Source organism: Thalassobaculum sp. OXR-137, assembly GCF_034377285.1.
GTDB lineage: Bacteria > Pseudomonadota > Alphaproteobacteria > Thalassobaculales > Thalassobaculaceae > Thalassobaculum.
The window spans coordinates 2,095,400-2,112,436 of the sequence record NZ_CP139715.1 but is presented as its reverse complement, the minus strand read 5'-3'; the positions used below and the strand labels follow the sequence as shown (position 1 = coordinate 2,112,436).

The window sequence follows — 17,037 nt, the reverse complement described above, 5'->3', positions numbered from 1 at the left end:
GCCGGCTTGAGGGAGCCGGGAGGAACCGGCCGTCAGAACACAGGGAGCGGAAGGGTCAACTCATGCGGTCCCAGAAGCGCAGCGCGCCGCAGGTCTCGATGAAGCCGGCCGCGTCGGCCTTGCCGGACAGGACGACCATGCCGTCGTCGCGATCGGTGACCCCCGCCGCGTCCAGCAGATCGGCCGCCTCCTCGCTCATCGCGATGTATTTCGCGTGGGCATAGGCGTCGGCCGCGAAGCTCTTGGCCGGGTGCATGGACTTCAGGCGATCGACGCCGTCCTTCGACACGATGATCGCCACCGCGTCGTAGAGGACGGAGGGGCCGCCGTCGATCTTCTGCTGGGCCTCCAGCGTCTTGCCGTCCGACAGCTTGACGCCATAGACCTGCGGGGCCACGACCTCGACCATGCCGCCGGCCTTCTTCGCGGCGTCCATGAGCCCGTTGACCAGGCCGGCGTCGGCGCCGTCGGTCACCAGCAGCCCCAGCTTGCGGCCCTCGAACCGGCCGGGGCCGTTCTTCAGGATCGACAGCTTGTCGGAGACCGGCAGGTCGATCGGCTCCCGCGCCGGCTCGGCCGCCTTCGGCATCTTCGTCAGGCCGAGGCCTTCGGCCACATCCTGGGCGAGACCGTCGTTGATGTTGAGCAGATGGGAGACGACCCGCTCGCGGATCGCCGGCACCTCGACCTTGGACAGCTCGAACACCAGGGCGTTGGCGATGTGGCCCTGCTCGATCTCGGTCTGGCTCAGATAGAACTGGCGCGCCTGGCTGTAGTGATCGGCAAAGGTTTCCGACCGCACCCGTCGCTTGTCGCCCTGCACCCGATCGGCGATCGACTGGAACCCCTGCTTGGGATGGGCGCGCGGCCCGCCCTGTGCCCAGGAGTTGGGCTCGTAGTTCGCCCGGCCCTTGGGATTGTGCATCGCCATGTGCCCGTCCTGCTGGAAGTGATGGAACGGGCATTTCGGCGCGTTGATCGGGATATGGGTGAAGTTCGGGCCTCCCAGGCGCTTGGTCTGGGTGTCCAAGTAGGAGAAGTTCCGGCCCTGGAGGAGCGGATCGTTGGTGAAATCGATGCCCGGGACGATGTTCTGGGTGCAGAACGCCACCTGCTCCGTCTCGGCGAAGAAGTTGTCGACCACCCGGTCCAGCACCAGCCGGCCGACGATGCGCACCGGCACCTGCTCCTCGGGGATCAGCTTGGTCGCGTCGAGCACGTCGAACTCGAACGAGTCGGCGAAGTCGTCGTCGAACACCTGGACGCCGAGTTCCCATTCCGGGAAATCACCGGCCTGGATCGCGTTCCACAAGTCGCGGCGATGGAAATCCGGGTCGGCGCCGTTGATGGTCACCGCCTCGTCCCAGGCCACCGACTGCATGCCCAGCTTCGGCTTCCAGTGGAACTTGACGAAGGTGCCCTTGCCCTCGGCGTTGACGAACTGGAAGGTGTGGACGCCGAAACCCTCCATGAAGCGCAGGGAGCGTGGAATGGCGCGGTCGGACATGGCCCACATGACCATGTGCATGGATTCCGGCATCAACGAGACGAAGTCCCAGAAATTGTCGTGGGCGGACTGCGCCTGCGGGAAGCCGCGATCCGGTTCCGGCTTCACCGAATGGATCAGGTCGGGGAACTTCATGGCGTCCTGGATGAAGAACACCGGGATATTGTTGCCGACGATGTCCCAGTTGCCCTCCTCGGTGTAGAGCTTCACGGCGAAGCCGCGCACGTCGCGGGCCAGGTCCGGCGAGCCCTTGCTGCCGGCGACGGTGGAGAAGCGGACGAAGGCCGGAACCCGGTTGCCGGCCTTCTGGAACAGGCCGGCCGACGTCAGCTCGGGGATCGCCTCGGTGACCTCCAGATAGCCGTGCGCGCCGTAGCCGCGGGCATGCACCACGCGCTCGGGAATGCGCTCGTGGTCGAAGTGGAACATCTTCTCGCGGAAGTGCAGGTCCTCCATCAGGGTCGGACCGCGCGCGCCGGCCTTCAGGCTGTTCTGGTCGTCGGAAACCGGCGTGCCCTGAGCCGTCGTCATCCGCTGGGTATCGCCCTTGGGAGTCTGGTGCAGTTCACCGCCCTGACCCCGCTCCGCCGGATGGTCCGCGGTCTCGTTGGACATCTGGCAGTCGCTTGTCGGGCGATACAACGGCTCGTCTTGCATGGGGATACCCTCGGGGTTTCTGGATCGGTTCGCAGGGAAGAGCGGCGCTGTCGGAGCGCGCGCGTTCTTCTGTTTTGAACAGTTCCAGAAACGGAAAGTTCCGAGGCTTCGGAGCCATCACTGACACAAGTGACGGTTCCAGGGCGGCGCCCGTCGTTACATCCAGGTCCCGGCCAGGGTCACCGGCATGGCGCCGGTGCCGAGCTTGAAGCGGGACACGCCCGCCATGGAGGCGTCGATTCCGCCCAGGTCGAGCCAGCGCACTCCCTCGGCGGCCAATCGCTGCATGCCCTCCCACACCAGCAGCCGATTGGCATTCGCGGCCCGTCCGGCCTCGCTCGTGTAGGCGATCTGATAGGTGGCGGAGACGCCGTGGCGCAGGAACAGCACGCCCGCCAGCGGTTCCGAGCCGCGCTCCGCCTGGAGCAGCAGCACATCTTTCGGCCGGGGCGCATAGAGGGCCAGCGCGGCGGCAAAGGTGCCGCTGGCCGCCCGGAACCGCTTGCGCTTTCGATCGGCATCGTACCGGGCCAGCAACCAGTTCAGGGCCTGTCCGGAATGGGCGTCGCGGATGCGCAGCTTCTCGCCTTCCGCCGCCACGAGCTGATTGCGCCATTTCTGGTGCAGCCCCGCCCGCAGCCGCTCGGCGCCCAGGGAGAGATCGAGCCAGGCGGTGGAATACCCGGTCACCGTCTGCTTCAGCTTCAGGCCGCCCATCACAGAGCGGGCGAAGTCGCCATCGACCATCTCTGGTGTGAAGAGAAACCAGTTCAGCCGCGGCATCGGCCAGCGTTCGGCGATGAGCTGGTGGACGGCAATGCACTCCTCCTCGGTCACCTCCCCGAGGAACAGCGGGCCGCGCACCACCTTGGCCAGCCTGGCGATGCGGCCGACGGACCATTCCAGCGCCTGCACGATCGCCACCGGCTGGCCGGCGCGGGTGACCACCCCCCGGGTCGGCCGGTAAGGCGACCCGGCGGCGATGGCCTCGCCATACATCCAGGTCTGTTCCAACGGCGCCATGACCACCGCGCCGTGCAGGTCCATCCAGCGACGCTTGTCCACCCCGTCCCATGTCAGCATCAGCCCGGCACGCTCGCCGCCCGCCGTACCGGCCGGAGACGCCGCTCGTCTTTTGCTTCGGGCTACCGCCATGGTGGTTCCGTCTCCGCCGCTCCGAGGCTACTCTTGCGCCCATGGTAGGCATTAAAAACAAGCCCGTAACCGTCCTTGGTCACGAGGTCCAGCGCCGGCACTATACGTGGTGGGCGATCATCTATGTGCTGATCTTCGTCGGCCTGCCGGTCACATTGCTCATGGCCCTGCTCGATCTGGCGGCCTGGGCCCTGACGGTTCACGTCTTCGGCGCCGAGTGCTACGGCATCGCCTGTCTCTTCAAGTGAGATCGCGCCGATCGGCGTCTATGTCCGGGTTGAGGACGTGGACGCCCACCACGCCCGCGCCAAGGCCGCCGGTGCCGACAGCGTCAGCGGACCGGCGGACAAGGAAGACGGCGCGCCCGGCTATTCGGTGCGCAACCTGGAGGGCAGGCTTTGGTCCTTCGGGAACTACGACCCGTTCGCCGAGGAATGAGGGCGGCTCAGCCGTCCTTGGACTCGGGCAGCTCGATCCCGGAGAGCTTCTGGTAGACCTTGATCACCGCGCTGTCGTCCTCGCGGCCGAGGCCGGCAGCGGCGGCGGCCAGGAACTGCTGGTGGGCGGCGGCGGTCAGCGGCAGCGGGAAGGTGTGCCGCTTGCCGGTCTCCAGCACGATGCCGAGATCCTTCACGAAGATGTCGACCGCGCTCTTCGGCGCGTAGTCGCCGTCGAGGATGTGCGGCACCCGGTTGTTGAACATCCAGGAGGCGCCGGCCGAGTTGGAGATCACCTCAAACAGGGTGTGCGGATCGACGCCGGCGCGCACGCCCAGCGCCATGGCTTCGCAGGCGGCGGCGATATGCACCCCGGCGAGAAGCTGGTTGATGGTCTTCACCGAGGAGCCCACGCCATGGGCCGCCCCCAGCCGGTAGACCTTCTTGGCGATCGCCTCGAGCACCGGCTCGGCCAGGTCGAAGGCGATGTCGGGCCCGGAGGCCATGATCGAGAGCTCGCCCGCATTGGCGCCGACCGCGCCGCCGGAGACCGGCCCGTCGATCATATGGATGCCGCGTTCCGCCAGATCCTGGCCGATGGCGACAGCCTCTGACGCCGGGACGGTGGCGCTGGCGATGACGACGGAGTCCGCCGCCATGGCCTCCGCGGCACCGGCATCGGCGAACAGAACGCTGCGGGTCTGCTCGGCGTTGACCACCAGGACGATGGCGACGTCGACATTCTTGCCGAGCTCCCACGGGCTGGACGCCCAGTGGCCGCCGATCTCTTCCAGTTCGGCCCGGCGCGTATCGACCACGTCGCAGCCCCAGGTCTCGATGCCGGCGCGCCGCAGCGACCGCGCCACACCCATGCCCATGGAGCCGAGGCCGATCACCCCCGCACTGATAGTCTCGCTCATGCCATCCTCCCGTTCGCCGGCGTGCGGCGCTTCTGCATTGGAGACGGGAGAGTGTCCAGCGCGCTTATGCGAAGACTTCGTAGAGCCGCAGGAACATCCGCACCGCCGTCACCCCCAAGAATAGCGCGAAGGCGCGCCGGAGCCAGACCCGGTTCAGCTTGTGCGCAATGGCCGCGCCATACGGGGCCATCAGGGACGACAGCGGGAAGATCAGTAGGAAGCCGACGATGTTGATGAAACCGATCGACAGCGGCGGCCGGTTCTCGACGCCCCAGCCGGCGATGGCGAAGCCGATCACGCCGGGAATGGCGATCGGCAGACCAAGGGCGGCGGCGGTGCCGACGGCCCGGTGAATCGGGAAATTGAAGGCCGACAGGGTCGGCACCGACAGGGTCCCGCCGCCGATGCCCATGGTGACGGAGAAGCCGCCGATGAAGAACGACATGATGGCGTTCTTCACCTTGGAGACCGGCAGGGTATCGGCGACCTTCAGCCCGTCGCGGCTGGCCATGTTGATGGCGACCAGGGACGCGACGACGGCGAAGATCGCGGTCAGCATCCAGCTCTTGAACTGGCCGGCGAGGATGGTGCCGATGGTGGCGCCGACGAAGGCCCAGACCGCCCAGACCTTCAGAAGGTCGACATCGACGTTGCCCTTCTTCCAATGCGCCCGCATCGACACGATCGAGGTCGGGATGATCGTCGCCAGCGAGGTGGCCACGGCCACGTGCATCGCCCATTCCGGCGGCAGGTGCAGCACGCCGAACATGTTGAACAGCACCGGCACGATGACGATGCCGCCACCCACGCCGAGCAGGCCGGCGAGCAGCCCCGCGACGGCGCCGGTGAACATCAGGACGAGGATGGACGGAAGGTAGCCGACGAAATCGCCGCCGAATTCTGCCATGAGGGGGTACTCCGGAAAGGAAGGCCGGTGTTCCTACACCGGGACCGGCGGGGAATAAAGACGTCAAGACGAAGCACCCGCCGGCATTGCGAGCGCATTGCGGCCCCGCGCTCCTCACGAAATGGTGTGTTCGCCGGCTTCGCGGCCTCGACTAGGAAAGGTGCATCCGCCCGTGGAGGCCGTCATGCGTTCCCTGTTCGTCGTCCTTCTCCTCGTCCTTGCGACGCCGGCGCTCGCCGAGTCCCGGGATGACCGTGTCACCCAGCAGACCGGCAAACCCTTCGGCTCGTATGTCGAGGCGCTGACCCGGGCGATCACCGCGAACGGCTTCAACATCGTCGGCATCGCCTGCGCCACCTGCGCCATTCAGAACACGTTCAACGAGACGGTACCCGGGAACCGGGTGTTCCTGTTCTTCCGGCCCGACTATGCCCGCCGCATGCTCCGGGCCGGCACGGAAGCCGGGATCGAGGCGCCGATCCGGCTCTATGTCACCGAAGCCGGAGACGGCACCGCCCATGTTTCCTACCGGCTGCCGAGCGCGATTTTCGGTGCCTACGGCTCCGACGCGCTGAAAGCGCTGGGCACCGAGCTCGATGCCGACGTCTCGCTGATCCTGAGGACAGCCGAAACAGGCGGCTGACCGGCTCCGACGCCCGCGATTCCACAAGCACAAGGTCGGTCCCGGCGGGAGCGCGCCCGTGGCAGTGATTGGCAGAAAATTGCAGCTTGTCGCAGGCGCTTCAACAGGCGGTCGAACACTTCGACCAGGCCAGCAGATTCACAGCTTAATTATAATGTTTCCGGCCATTTTAGGCCTTACGGTTCGGGTTCCGCGTGGCCAGGTCAGGGTACGATTGACTGATGACAAAAGATGGGCGTGAGCCGGACCAGAGCGTTGAGGTTTCCGGCCGCACAAGCAGCGCCCCCGGAGTTCTCACCCTCCCCGATACGGATCCCCGACTGCTACCGTCCCTGCGCTATCTGCTGCGCGAGGGAGCCCGAACCGCTGTGCCGGGCGACGATCTCGGCGACGCGGAACGAGTGCTGGCCTTGCTGTCCGAATTGCCCGCCCTCGCCTCGACCCTGCTGGAGACCGTTCCGTCGACGCTGTCGGAGGACCAACGGCGGTTCGACCTGCTGCCGCCGGATGACGGCCCGCCTCCCTTCGTCATTGCAACGTTCCATTCCGCGAGCCTGGCAAGCGAACTCGAGGATCCGATCCGGCACACGCTGGCGCTGATCCGGGCGTCCCGCCCCCCGGGGCTGGAACCCGTGCCCACGCCGGCGGACCTGCGGGCCTGGCGCAAGGAGCGGGCGCTCGCCCATATGCGCCGGGCGGTGATCATCACCGACCGCGACCAGCGTATCCTGTGGGTCAATCCGGCCTTCGAGCGGATAACCGGCTTCCGGCGGACCGACGCGGTGGGCGCCGTCTGCGACGACCTGCTCAGATACAAGGAGCTGAATCCGGCCGTCGTCTCCCTCCTGGCCTCCCATCAGGTCGAGCGGCAGCCGTTCGACCATGAGATCAGGATCCTCAACGCCTGGGGCGCGCCGCTGACGGTGAACCTGGAGCGGCATCCCGACGTGGACCCGACCGGCAGGCTGGTCTGGCTGTCCTTGCTGACCGAGACGTCGGAAACGGCCGAGCGCGACCGGGCGGATGCGGAGAAGCGCTCGCTGGCAATCGCCGAACTCCACGGCCAGTGGTATTTCGAGACCGATGCCGAGGACCGCTTCGTGCGGGTCTGGGGGGCCCCGGCGGTTGCCCAGGGTCGACGGATCGGCGCCCGGCGGGAAGACGTGTCGGCGGAGGACACCACGACCCAGAAATGGGACCAGTACCGCAAGGCCCTCGAGCGGCGGGAGCCCTATCGCGACTTCATCTACCGGGTGAAGGCGACACCGGTCGACCGCCTCGTCTTGGTCTCCGGCACCCCGCGCTTCGATCCGCAGGGGACCTTTCTCGGGTACGAGGGCGTGTCGCGGGACGTCACCGATATCGAGCGCAACCGGGTCAACTCCATGCTCGTCGGCGCCGCCCTGGAAGGCATCCAGGAGCTGATCGCCCTGTTCGACGACATGGGCACCGTGCTGTTCATGAACCAGGCCTTCCTGCAGACCTTCGGCATCGACCCCAAATCCGTCCACCTGCGCGAGACGACGATCGAGGACCTGACCCGCGAGATCATCCAGCGCGGCGATCCGACCCTCGACGCCGAAACCCGCGAGATGGCCGTGGTCGACCGGCTGCAGCGCTACTGGGCGGCGACCGGCTCCCACGAGTATCGTTTCGGCGACCGCTGGATCCGCATCCACGACCGTCCGACCTCCGACGGCGGGCGTCTGGTCGTCGGCTTCGACAACTCCCAGGCCCGGGCCAGCAACGAGGCCATGACCGTCGCCCTGGAGAAGGCCGAAGCCTCGGCCCGGGCGGCCGACGCCTTTCTGGCGCGCATGAGCCACGAGCTGCGCACACCGCTCAACGCCATCATCGGCCTGTCGGAACTCATGACGGCCGATCAGCTCTCGCTGGCTCCCGACAAGCTCAAGGAATATGCCTGGGACATCAACCGATCGGGCCGCCATCTTCTGGAGCTGATCCAGGACATCCTGGAGTTCTCCTCCATCCGCTCCCGCGACCGCACCCTGGCCGAGGACGCAGTCGACGTCACCGCCGTGGCCGCCGAGGCCGAAGCGATCGTCCGCTCCATCCTGTCCCGCCGGCAGCAGACCCTGAGCGTCGCCAACCGGCTCTCGCCGGAGGACAGGATCAAGGGCGACGCGCGGGCGGTGAAGCAGATCATGATCAATCTGCTGACCAACGCGTCGAAATACGGCAGCAAGAGCGGAGGTATCTGGTTGGAGCTGGAGCGCCGGGACGACCGGATCTCCATCACCGTGATCGACGACGGGCCGGGGATATCGCCGCGCGATCTGCCGCACGTCTTCGATCCGTTCTATCGCGGGATGAATCCGATGAACGCCAGCGTGGATTCAGAGGATGTCGACGGGACCGGCCTCGGACTGGCGATCGTGAAGACCATGGCCGAGCGCATGGACGGCGAGGTGTCGCTGGACAGTTCGGCCAAGACCGGAACCCGGGTGAAGATCGATCTGCCCGCGATCGTCTCTATGGGGCCCGGGTAGGATCGACCGGCCATCCGGTGTCGCGGCAGAACGCGAGCTGCTCCGGCGTGAACACCGACAGATCGCGCTCGCGCCACCGTCCGATCGACGACGGCACGATGACGTGGCCGACCGCCTCGGCGAGGGCGGAAGGCGCCGGGTGCAGCCCCAGCCGCTGCGCCAGCGCCCCCATATGGGCCACCGGATCGAGCGCGAAGGCATCGAAGTTCAGAGGATAGATGCGGCCGGGATACCGCTTGAGCAGGTCGTCGAGGCGGCGCTGGGTGCGGATCCAATACTCGAGCTGCGCGGACTCGGGCGTGTCGTAGGCCGCCGGATCCAGGTCGAACAGCCAACTCCAATTGCCCAACTGCCCCTTGTTGTCGCTATAGGCCATGTCGAGCGGATGGCGCGTGACGTAGACGAACAGGGCATAGGGCCAGCGGTCGAGGATCGTCTCGGCGAACAGATGGCAGTTCGGCTCCTTGGTCATCCAGCCGACGGCCTGTGGCGCGCCGGCAAGCCCGCGTCCCTGCCCGGCCCGGAACTTCAGCAGCCCCGGCCAGCGCAGGCAGGACATCGCCCCCACCCCCTTGCGCATCACCTGCTCGAACAGTGCCAGCCGCCGGTCGATCGCCTTCGGCGTCGCCCCGTCGCGGACCCAGTCGGGGCGCTTGAACAGTTCGGTGAAGATCAGGTTGTCGTTGGCGCCGTTCAGGCAGCCGCCCGCGTAGTAGCCGAGCGCCATCATGGTGCCGGCAACCGCTCGGGTCCCGGAGCCGCCAAGGCCGCCGATGAACAGAATGGGTGCGTCAGAAGTCACGGAGCGCCGGATAGCCGACGGAGCCGGACCCGTCAATGGCGGCAACCGCCGCAGGACGGGCCCGGAGGGTCGGTACCGCGGGGGTCGCGTTACTCCGCACCCTCGACGATCCGCATGTCGCGCTCGGCGCCGTCGCCCAGCGCGTCCAACGCTTCCTTGTAGGCCGGGCTGTCATGGGTGGCGACAGCCGCCTCGACGCTGGGGAACTCGATCAGGACCGTGCGTTCGGCCAGACCGGCCTCGTAGGTCTTGGCCGGCATGCCGCGGGCCAGGAAGGTGCCGCCGCCGGCGGTGATCGCCGGGCCGGCCAGCTTGGCATAGGCGGCGAGCTTGTCGGCGTCCTTCACCTTGCGATACGCGGAAATCCAGTAGGCCTTCGCCATGTCATCCTCCGAAACAGAAAAGAGCCGGGATGAGAGCGGCTCGGGGGTCGGTTTGGCAATGGGATATCTGCCGGAGTCTATCGGCCGGAGGCGATCCCGCGGCGGGTGAACAGCACCCAGAGGACGCCGATGCCCAGGACCACGTAGACGGCGCAAGCCAGGGCGATCGCGTCGATGGCGATCCCCGCATCTAGGCCCCAGCCCATGAGCGCCGGCGACAGGGCGCTGGAGACCACCGAGCAGGCCGTCACCAGCGCGCGGATCGCCCCCAGATGCCGAACGCCGTAGATCTCCGCCCACAAGGTGCCGAGCAGGGTCGAGGACGCACCCGACGTCGCCCCGCACATGGCGAGAAAGATCAGGCCGGACCAGACCGTGTCCGACACGCCGAGCAGCACCAGCCCGATCACCATGGGCGCCAGATAGACCCGGGCCACGCGGCGGGCGCCGATCCGGTCGATGGCCGGACCGGTGACCAGGGCGACGGCGATCTGACAGGCGGCGTAGGCGACGTAGCCGGTCGCGAAGACCGACAGATCCCACCCCTTGGTTTCCGTCAGATGGACCTGGTGGAACAGGATGCCGGTGACGATGAAGGAGGGCGCCAGCACCGCCGTCAGCGACCACAGGAATGTGGGATCGCGCATCACCTCCCCGCGGGTCCATTGACGCAGCCCGCCATCGGTCCCGTCGTCGACCGTCTTCGCCATCAGGTCGGCGTGGCGCCGTCCGTGGGTCGCCAGCAGGACCATGGCGACCGGCAGGAACACCAGCAGCGCCAGAAGCCCGGCCGCGCCATAGGTCCAGCGCCAGCCGATCAGCGCGATCAGCGCGACCGCCGCGGTCGGCCAGATCGCCTCGCCGACCGGAAAGCCGAGCGCGGCGAGGCTGACCGACCGGCCGCGCACCCCGGGCTCCGCATACCGGGCGACGGCTGTGACCGCCGTGTGGCTCGCCAGCCCCTGGCCGAAGAATCGCAGCAGAAAGAGCACGACCACCAGGGTCGCCGGCCCGGCCGTCGCCGAGGCGAAGGCGGAGGCCGCGGCGATGCCGACCAGCACGAAAGCGCCGAACAGCCGCAGGTCGAACCGGTCGATCAGCCCTCCTGCCCAGAGCAGCAGGATCCCGCTGGTCAGCGTCGCCGCCGAATAGAGGCTGCCGAACCCACCATGGGTGAGGTCGAACGCCTCCCGGAATTCGGCGGAGAACAGGGAGATGAAGTAGGTCTGTCCGAAGCTGGAGGAGAACGACATCAGAAAGCCGAACGCCAACAGCCGCCAATCCAGGGCGATCAGGCGCAGGGACGTCATGCGGTCTCCCGGTCGGCCGGAGGCGTCAGGGCGAAGAGCTCCGGCGGCGTCTCGACGCCGGGAAGCGGCACGCACCCGCGGGACGTCCCCGTCACGTCGGGACAGGCCTCCAGCACGGCGCGCGACAGCAGCACCGCATCGCCGGTCTGCTTGCAGGCCTGCTCGATCCGGTTCGTCAGATTGACCACGTCGCCGATCACCGTGAACTCAAGTCGGTCCTCGCTGCCGACATTGCCGACCATCGCCTCGCCGGCGTGCACGCCGATGCGGTGGGTGACCGGCGGCTCGCCGGCGGCGGCGCGGTCGGCGTTCAGGTCGTGCAGCGCCGCCATCATTCCCTGGGCGGTGGCGACTGCGCGCTCGCAGGGCGAGGGCATCGTCCCGGTGGCCCCGAAGGTGGCGAGGATGCCGTCGCCGATGAACTTGTCGACCGAGCCGCCGTTACGGAAGATCACCTCGGTCATCCGCTTCTGGTAGTCGGCCAGAAACCGCATGGTCGCGTCCGGCCCGATTGAGGCGGACAGAGCGGTGAAGCCGCCGATATCGGACACCAGCACCGCGACGAAGCGCAGGCTGCCGCCCGGACGCAGGAAGTCGGGATCGGCCGTCGCCACGCGCTCCGCCACCTCCGGCGAGAAGTACCGGCTGAGTTGCCCCGCCGCCTGTTCCAGACGGGCGGCGGACATGACCGTGCGCCGGGCGATCCAGGTGGAGAAGGTGACGATCGCGCCGGTGGCCAGCAGGAAGGCCATCTCGTTCGCCGTCCGGCCTAGATGCAGGGCCGGTCCCATCACATGCTCCTGCCAGGTGGCGAGAGTCGCAAGCACGGTGCTCGGATCGTCCAGAGCGAGACCGATCAGGAGCCCGTGGAACAGCGCCAGCAGAACCGTGACGATGGCGGGATAGATCGGCTGGAGGGTCGTGGCGGTCAGAACCAGCAGGATCAGGCCCATGGGATAACCGGTCTTCGCCAGATAGGCGGCGGCGGTTCCGGTTCCCTCCCACTCCAGAAACACGAACGGCCCGGTGGCGAGGATCGACACCAGGACGGCCACCAGACCGGCCCGGGTCACCCACCGCCGACGGCGTACCCGAAACAGAAGCCCGGCCAGCACGAGAATGCCCGGCAGCGAGACCGCCAGCACCGACAGCGGCATGGCCCGGGACACGAACAGCAGGATGCCGGCGGTGAGGGCGGCGAGGCCGACGATCTCCAGGGTGATGAACAGGGCGACGCCCTTCGCCTCGCGGTCGCGCAGGACCTCGGCGGTCGTGCTCACGTTCCGGTCAGCTCCGCCAGCGCAGCGTGGTTTCCCGCACCGGGTTCTCGAACGCGCCCTCGGTCCAGCCGGCGTAGGATTTCTTCAGGCGGTAGTACCACTTGGCCTGCATGTCCGCGTCGTTGATGAGCATCAGGTTCGGGTCGTATTTCAGCCCGCGCTGCTGCTTGACCACCACGTCGCGGTCCTGGCCCAGGAACTTGCGGGCGAAGACCCGCAGAATCGGCTTCAGCGCCCCGGCCCAGCCGACGTTCCAGTACATCATGTGATGGATTTCGGTCGTCTGCCGGTCGATCGGGGTGACCGTGGTCAGGTTGCAGACCCGCTTGTCGCCGACCTCGATATCCTCGATCCGGATGCCCGGCAGGCGGAAGCGGATCTCCGTGGTCGGGGTGCCGCCCAGCAGCTTGTAGGCGGCGGAGTTGCTCGACGGCTGGTGGCGCAGCATGGCGAAGCCGTACTCGGCCGGCCCGAAGCGCTTGGCCTTCTCGTGGATCGAGCGCTTGCTGCGCCACCACCAGCTCTGGTGCACGAAGGGTCCGTGCGCCGGGTCCATCAGGCCGATGACCGCATGGTCGATATGGCTGGGGAAGATCATCCGCTCGGTCAGGCCGGGGCCGAGGGCGGTGACCTCCGGCAGATCGGGCGGGGCCACCTTCGGCTCGGTGCGGCCTCGCGGGTCGGAGGACATGTAGACCCAGATCCCGCCGCCGCGTTCCTCAACCGGATAGGGCCGCACGCGGATCGCGTCCACGTCCATCTCCTGGTCGTCGGTCAGCGACGGGATGCAGGTGCAGTGGCCGTTCGGGGCGAAGCGCCAGCCGTGATAGCAGCACTCCACCTCCTTGCCGTCGAACCAGCCGTCCGACAGGGGGATGCCCCGGTGCGGGCAGATGTCGCGCAGGGCGAACACCGCGCCCTCGGACGTCCGCGCGAAGACCAGCGGCTCCTCGAGCAGGGTCTTGTCGCACATCTCACCCGGCTTCAGCGCCGCCGAAGGCATCGCGAAGTACCAGATGTCGCGGAGAAATTCGTTGCCGTCTATCGCCATGACGGGACACTGCCACCGCGGTCGGACAGAGGCAACGCGGTTGATGACCGCAGCGCGGGATCAGCTGTCGGCGCAGTCCATGCAGATCGTGGCGGCGGGATCGCTGCCGAGCCGGGCGGCCTCGATTTCCTCGCCGCAGCGCACGCAACTTCCGTACTCGCCGGCGGCGAGACGCTTGAGGGCCGAGCCGATGCGCTGAAGTTCCAGGGTCCGCCGGCGGTCGGTCTCCAGCGCCATGGCCTGGTCCTGGATCGCGTCCATGCGCGACAGGCGTCCGACCCGGCTCTGATCGAGCTCCACCGCCCCGCGCGCCTCCTTGGATCCGGCCATCAGGGCTTCGATCTCGGCGCGGCGTTCAGTCAGCACGTGACGAACAGCGTCGTCGTCATCCGTGTCGAACTGCAGTTCTTGCATGGGGCTCATGCGGCGATGATGCACCCGATGGCCCGATTGTCCTAACGATTCCCCCGCTTGGACCCAAGCGGATCAGTAGACCAGTTGGTCGTCCCCGCCGGACCCGCCCAGCACGATCTCGCCGCGGTCGGCCAGATCCTTGGCCGACTGCACCATGGCGGTCTGGGCGTCCTCCACGTCCTTGAGCCGGATCGGCCCCATCGCCTGCATGTCCTCGCGCAGCAGCTTGCCGGCGCGTTCCGACATGTTGGAGAAGAACAGGTCGCGCAGCTCCTCCGACGCACCCTTGAGCGCGATCGTCATCTTGTCCTTGTCCACCGCCCGCAGCAGGGTCTGGACGCCCGCCGGGTCGAGGCGGCTCAAATCCTCGAAGGTGAACATCAGCGAGCGGATCTTCTCCGCGCTGTCCTTGTTGCGCTCTTCCAGAGCGGACAGGAACCGGCTCTCGGTGGCGCGGTCCAGGCTGTTGAAGATCTCCGCCATCATCTCGTGGCTGTCGCGCCGGTTGGTGCGCGCCAGGTTGGACATGAACTCGGTGCGCAGCACCCGCTCCACGTCGCGCTCGATTTCCTTGTTCACCGCCTCCATGCGCAGCATGCGCATGACGACTTCCATGGCGAAGTTCTCCGGCAGGGTCGCCAGCACCTTGGCGGCGTGCGCCTGGCTGATCTTGCCGAGAATGACGGCGACGGTCTGCGGGTACTCGTTCTTCAGATAGTTCGCCAGAACGTTCTCGTTCACGTTGGCGAGCTTGTCCCACATGGTGCGACCCGCCGGGCCGCGGATCTCCTCCATGATGTCGGCGACGCGATCCTCGCCGAGTACCTTGGTCAGCAGACGCTCGGTACTGTCCAGCGAGCCGACCAGCGAGCCGGTGGAGGACACCTGCTCGGCGAATTCGACGAACAACCTTTCGACGATATTTGAAGAGACTGTCCCGAGGCCGGCCATCACCTGGGAGATCTCCTTGATCTCCTCGTCGTCCATCTGGGCGAACAGGGCGGCAGCCTGATGCTCGCCGAGTGACATCAGCAGGATGGCGGCCTTTTCCGGGCCGTTGATGCTGCGGTAATCCTCACGAACGCGCATGATCCCTCCGGCCCCTGCCGCGGCTTCCGTTCGAAATCGGGTTCATTTCGATGCTCCTAGAGTAAAACCCTAGTGGCGACGGGTACATATACCAAATTAACCTTGACTGTCGACGCAGGACGCCCGCTAGACTTGAAAATTGTTCAGTCGCCGGTCGTCCATCCAGACCACCTCCGGACGGCGCGCGAGAACGGCTCTCAGGCTGGCCTCCGCATACAGGTCGATGCTGGCGAAGACGGCCTGAAGCGACCCGCCGAAATCCGCCATGTGGCGCCGCCAGAGAGCGTTCAGGCGGACCACCCCGGGGCGATCCGCCGGCACGTCCACCGCCCGCGGGTGCGCGATATAGTCGATGGCCGCATCCTCCAGCCGCCGGTCCACATCGGCGCCGACGAAGGCCCCGCGCTGCAGGCTCGGCGCGCCGAGGGTCCCGTCGCACAGGCCGTAATGCCAGCGCGGGTCGTGAAAGACCGGGGCCAGAACCTCCCGCCGGATCCCCGCGAGCGAGACCTCCCGCCCCTCCACCCGGGTCAGCGGCACATCCCAGGGGCCCCGGCTGAACAGGCCGCCGGTCTCGATCTCGTCCGGACTGCCGACGATCAGATGGTCGAGGACCAGCCGCACCACCAGGGCGTTGTGCATGTTCAGCCAGAACGCAAGCTGCTCGCGCCGGGCGAGCGAGGCCACCGGCAGGGCCGACTGCTCGCGGATATACGCCTCCAGCAGTTCGCGATCGGCGGTCGACACCCGGGCATAGTCGACCCTGGTGATTCCGTCCGGCCAGTCCCGGGTGTTGCGGTCTAGGAAGACCTGCCAGACCCGATGGTCGACCACCCGCAGCGACAGCGGATCGTGACGCCGCCAGATCTCCGGTCCCGGCCCGCCGGCGCAGGCGGCGGGAAGACCGGCTAGGGCGGCAATCAGCGTTCGACGGGTGACGACACTCGGCATGGGCACAGTCTACGCGTTGACGCGCCCGCGCCACCATCGCTAGATGGCGCGTCTTCCCCGGGAGCCGACGCTTGGATGCCATCCTCAACGCCGTCGTCCCTCTGTTCGCCGTGATCTTCGCCGGCTTCATCGCCGGCAAGACCCGCGTGCTTGCGGAGGAATGGGTACGCGGCCTCAACGCCTTCGTCTTCACCTTCGCCATGCCGCCCATGCTGTTCCGGCTGATGGCGAAGACCGATGTCACGTCGATCGGCGAATGGTCCTTCGTGGCCGGCTTCTTCTACAGCGAGGTGCTGGTCTTCACCGCCAGTGCGGTGCTCGGCGGATTGCTGTTCCGCCAGCGCTTCGCCGAGATGACCATGCAGGGCTTCGGGTCCTGCTTCTCGAACGGGGTGCTGCTCGCCCTGCCGCTGTTGTTCGGCCTGTTCGGTGAGAAGGGCGCCACCGCGGCCGTGCTGCTGTTCACTCTCGACGTGCTGCTGTTCAGCATCGTCACCATGATGCTGGAAATCGCCCGAGGCAGCGACCGGCCGGGCGGCGGATGGCGGGCGGTGCGCCTGTCGCTGCGGGCCATGCTGAAGAATCCGATCCTGATGTCGACCCTGATCGGCATCCTGTGGGGCATCGCCGGCCTGCCGGTGCCCGACCTGATCGACAAGAGCTTCGGCTTTATCGGCCAGGCGGGACCGCCCTCCGCCCTGTTCGCGCTGGGCGCCACCCTGGCCTATCGCCGCGTCGCCGGCAGCGTCGGACCGGCGGCGATGATGGTGCTGTTCAAGCTGTTCGTGCACCCGGCGCTCACCTTCGTGATCCTCGCCTATGTGGTCGGCGCCGATCCGTTCTGGGTGCAAGCCGCGGTGATCTTCGCCGCCTGCCCGGTGGGCGCGAACGTCTATGTCTTCGCCCAGCACTACGGCATCTCGGTCACCGCCGCCTCGGCTGCCATCCTGGCCGCGACCGGCCTGTCGCTGCTGACGGTGACCGGGCTGCTGATCCTTTATCCGCCCATCGGGGTCTGAGC

General features: G+C 67.4%; 17 protein-coding genes. 5 read left to right on the top strand and 12 right to left on the bottom strand.

Annotated features, from left to right (window positions below):
• Window positions 1–55 precede the first annotated feature (55 nt).
• Together T8K17_RS09895 and T8K17_RS09890 are read right to left on the bottom strand one after the other, a co-directional pair.
• Window positions 56–2,122, bottom strand: coding sequence for a catalase (locus tag T8K17_RS09895; protein WP_322334341.1), 2,067 nt, complete (start codon window positions 2,120–2,122; stop codon window positions 56–58).
• 198 nt (window positions 2,123–2,320) lie between these two features.
• Window positions 2,321–3,319 (bottom strand): GNAT family N-acetyltransferase, encoded by a 999-nt coding sequence (locus T8K17_RS09890; protein WP_322334340.1) that lies wholly within the window; start codon window positions 3,317–3,319, stop codon window positions 2,321–2,323.
• A gap of 41 nt (window positions 3,320–3,360) precedes the next feature.
• Between T8K17_RS09890 and T8K17_RS09885 the strand changes: the two genes are divergently transcribed.
• Window positions 3,361–3,567, top strand: a complete 207-nt coding sequence (locus T8K17_RS09885; RefSeq protein ID WP_322334339.1) for a hypothetical protein — start codon at window positions 3,361–3,363, stop codon at window positions 3,565–3,567.
• A gap of 37 nt (window positions 3,568–3,604) precedes the next feature.
• Window positions 3,605–3,757 (top strand): hypothetical protein, encoded by a 153-nt coding sequence (locus T8K17_RS09880; RefSeq protein ID WP_322334338.1) that lies wholly within the window; start codon window positions 3,605–3,607, stop codon window positions 3,755–3,757.
• 7 nt (window positions 3,758–3,764) lie between these two features.
• Here T8K17_RS09880 and ltnD read toward each other — a convergent pair whose 3' ends face one another.
• Window positions 3,765–4,676: an L-threonate dehydrogenase gene (ltnD, locus tag T8K17_RS09875; protein ID WP_322334337.1), complete on the bottom strand. Its 912-nt coding sequence runs from the start codon at window positions 4,674–4,676 to the stop codon at window positions 3,765–3,767.
• A 64-nt stretch (window positions 4,677–4,740) separates the two neighbouring features.
• Window positions 4,741–5,583, bottom strand: a complete 843-nt coding sequence (locus T8K17_RS09870; RefSeq protein ID WP_322334336.1) for a sulfite exporter TauE/SafE family protein — start codon at window positions 5,581–5,583, stop codon at window positions 4,741–4,743.
• Window positions 5,584–5,767: 184 nt separating this feature from the next.
• Here T8K17_RS09870 and T8K17_RS09865 point away from each other — a divergent pair, with 184 nt between their 5' ends.
• Window positions 5,768–6,226, top strand: coding sequence for a DUF302 domain-containing protein (locus T8K17_RS09865; RefSeq protein WP_322334335.1), 459 nt, complete (start codon window positions 5,768–5,770; stop codon window positions 6,224–6,226).
• A 221-nt stretch (window positions 6,227–6,447) separates the two neighbouring features.
• A complete protein-coding gene (locus T8K17_RS09860; protein WP_322334334.1) occupies window positions 6,448–8,736 on the top strand; it encodes an ATP-binding protein in 2,289 nt (762 codons plus the stop codon).
• On the opposite strand, the gene T8K17_RS09855 is transcribed toward T8K17_RS09860, so the two are convergent.
• The 8 genes from T8K17_RS09855 to T8K17_RS09820 form a co-directional block, all read right to left on the bottom strand.
• The gene (locus T8K17_RS09855) at window positions 8,720–9,538 is read right to left on the bottom strand and encodes a sulfotransferase (RefSeq protein WP_322334333.1); all 819 of its coding nucleotides are present in this window, start codon (window positions 9,536–9,538) and stop codon (window positions 8,720–8,722) included. The two genes, T8K17_RS09860 and T8K17_RS09855, sit on opposite strands and share 17 nt — an antisense overlap.
• Before the next feature lie 89 nt (window positions 9,539–9,627).
• The gene (locus T8K17_RS09850) at window positions 9,628–9,921 is read right to left on the bottom strand and encodes a DUF1330 domain-containing protein (RefSeq protein ID WP_322334332.1); all 294 of its coding nucleotides are present in this window, start codon (window positions 9,919–9,921) and stop codon (window positions 9,628–9,630) included.
• A 77-nt stretch (window positions 9,922–9,998) separates the two neighbouring features.
• On the bottom strand, window positions 9,999–11,231 hold the full coding sequence (locus T8K17_RS09845; RefSeq protein WP_322334331.1) for an MFS transporter: 1,233 nt from the start codon (window positions 11,229–11,231) through the stop codon (window positions 9,999–10,001).
• Complete coding sequence (locus T8K17_RS09840; RefSeq protein WP_322334330.1) at window positions 11,228–12,511, bottom strand: adenylate/guanylate cyclase domain-containing protein; 1,284 nt, start codon at window positions 12,509–12,511, stop codon at window positions 11,228–11,230. The genes T8K17_RS09845 and T8K17_RS09840 overlap by 4 nt, the downstream gene beginning before the upstream one ends.
• Before the next feature lie 7 nt (window positions 12,512–12,518).
• Window positions 12,519–13,562 carry an aromatic ring-hydroxylating dioxygenase subunit alpha gene (locus T8K17_RS09835; protein ID WP_322334329.1) on the bottom strand — a complete coding sequence of 348 codons (1,044 nt, stop codon included), beginning with the start codon at window positions 13,560–13,562 and terminating at the stop codon, window positions 12,519–12,521.
• A 60-nt stretch (window positions 13,563–13,622) separates the two neighbouring features.
• The gene (locus tag T8K17_RS09830) at window positions 13,623–13,985 is read right to left on the bottom strand and encodes a TraR/DksA C4-type zinc finger protein (RefSeq protein WP_322334328.1); all 363 of its coding nucleotides are present in this window, start codon (window positions 13,983–13,985) and stop codon (window positions 13,623–13,625) included.
• A gap of 63 nt (window positions 13,986–14,048) precedes the next feature.
• The gene (fliG, locus tag T8K17_RS09825) at window positions 14,049–15,065 is read right to left on the bottom strand and encodes a flagellar motor switch protein FliG (protein WP_322334327.1); all 1,017 of its coding nucleotides are present in this window, start codon (window positions 15,063–15,065) and stop codon (window positions 14,049–14,051) included.
• Between the two features lie 126 nt (window positions 15,066–15,191).
• Window positions 15,192–16,016, bottom strand: coding sequence for a DUF547 domain-containing protein (locus T8K17_RS09820; protein WP_322334326.1), 825 nt, complete (start codon window positions 16,014–16,016; stop codon window positions 15,192–15,194).
• A gap of 71 nt (window positions 16,017–16,087) precedes the next feature.
• Here T8K17_RS09820 and T8K17_RS09815 point away from each other — a divergent pair, with 71 nt between their 5' ends.
• The gene (locus T8K17_RS09815) at window positions 16,088–17,035 is read left to right on the top strand and encodes an AEC family transporter (protein ID WP_322334325.1); all 948 of its coding nucleotides are present in this window, start codon (window positions 16,088–16,090) and stop codon (window positions 17,033–17,035) included.
• The last annotated feature ends 2 nt before the right edge of the window (window positions 17,036–17,037 follow it).

Coding starts and splice junctions, on each gene's coding strand:
- T8K17_RS09830 (WP_322334328.1), bottom strand. CDS start 13,985: ATGAGCCCCATGCAAGAACTGCAGTTCGACACGGATGACGACGACGCT.
- T8K17_RS09890 (WP_322334340.1), bottom strand. CDS start 3,319: ATGGCGGTAGCCCGAAGCAAAAGACGAGCGGCGTCTCCGGCCGGTACG.
- T8K17_RS09835 (WP_322334329.1), bottom strand. CDS start 13,562: ATGGCGATAGACGGCAACGAATTTCTCCGCGACATCTGGTACTTCGCG.
- T8K17_RS09895 (WP_322334341.1), bottom strand. CDS start 2,122: ATGTCCAACGAGACCGCGGACCATCCGGCGGAGCGGGGTCAGGGCGGT.
- T8K17_RS09820 (WP_322334326.1), bottom strand. CDS start 16,016: ATGCCGAGTGTCGTCACCCGTCGAACGCTGATTGCCGCCCTAGCCGGT.
- T8K17_RS09885 (WP_322334339.1), top strand. CDS start 3,361: ATGGTAGGCATTAAAAACAAGCCCGTAACCGTCCTTGGTCACGAGGTC.
- T8K17_RS09860 (WP_322334334.1), top strand. CDS start 6,448: ATGACAAAAGATGGGCGTGAGCCGGACCAGAGCGTTGAGGTTTCCGGC.
- T8K17_RS09865 (WP_322334335.1), top strand. CDS start 5,768: ATGCGTTCCCTGTTCGTCGTCCTTCTCCTCGTCCTTGCGACGCCGGCG.
- T8K17_RS09870 (WP_322334336.1), bottom strand. CDS start 5,583: ATGGCAGAATTCGGCGGCGATTTCGTCGGCTACCTTCCGTCCATCCTC.
- T8K17_RS09845 (WP_322334331.1), bottom strand. CDS start 11,231: ATGACGTCCCTGCGCCTGATCGCCCTGGATTGGCGGCTGTTGGCGTTC.
- ltnD (WP_322334337.1), bottom strand. CDS start 4,676: ATGAGCGAGACTATCAGTGCGGGGGTGATCGGCCTCGGCTCCATGGGC.
- fliG (WP_322334327.1), bottom strand. CDS start 15,065: ATGCGCGTTCGTGAGGATTACCGCAGCATCAACGGCCCGGAAAAGGCC.
- T8K17_RS09850 (WP_322334332.1), bottom strand. CDS start 9,921: ATGGCGAAGGCCTACTGGATTTCCGCGTATCGCAAGGTGAAGGACGCC.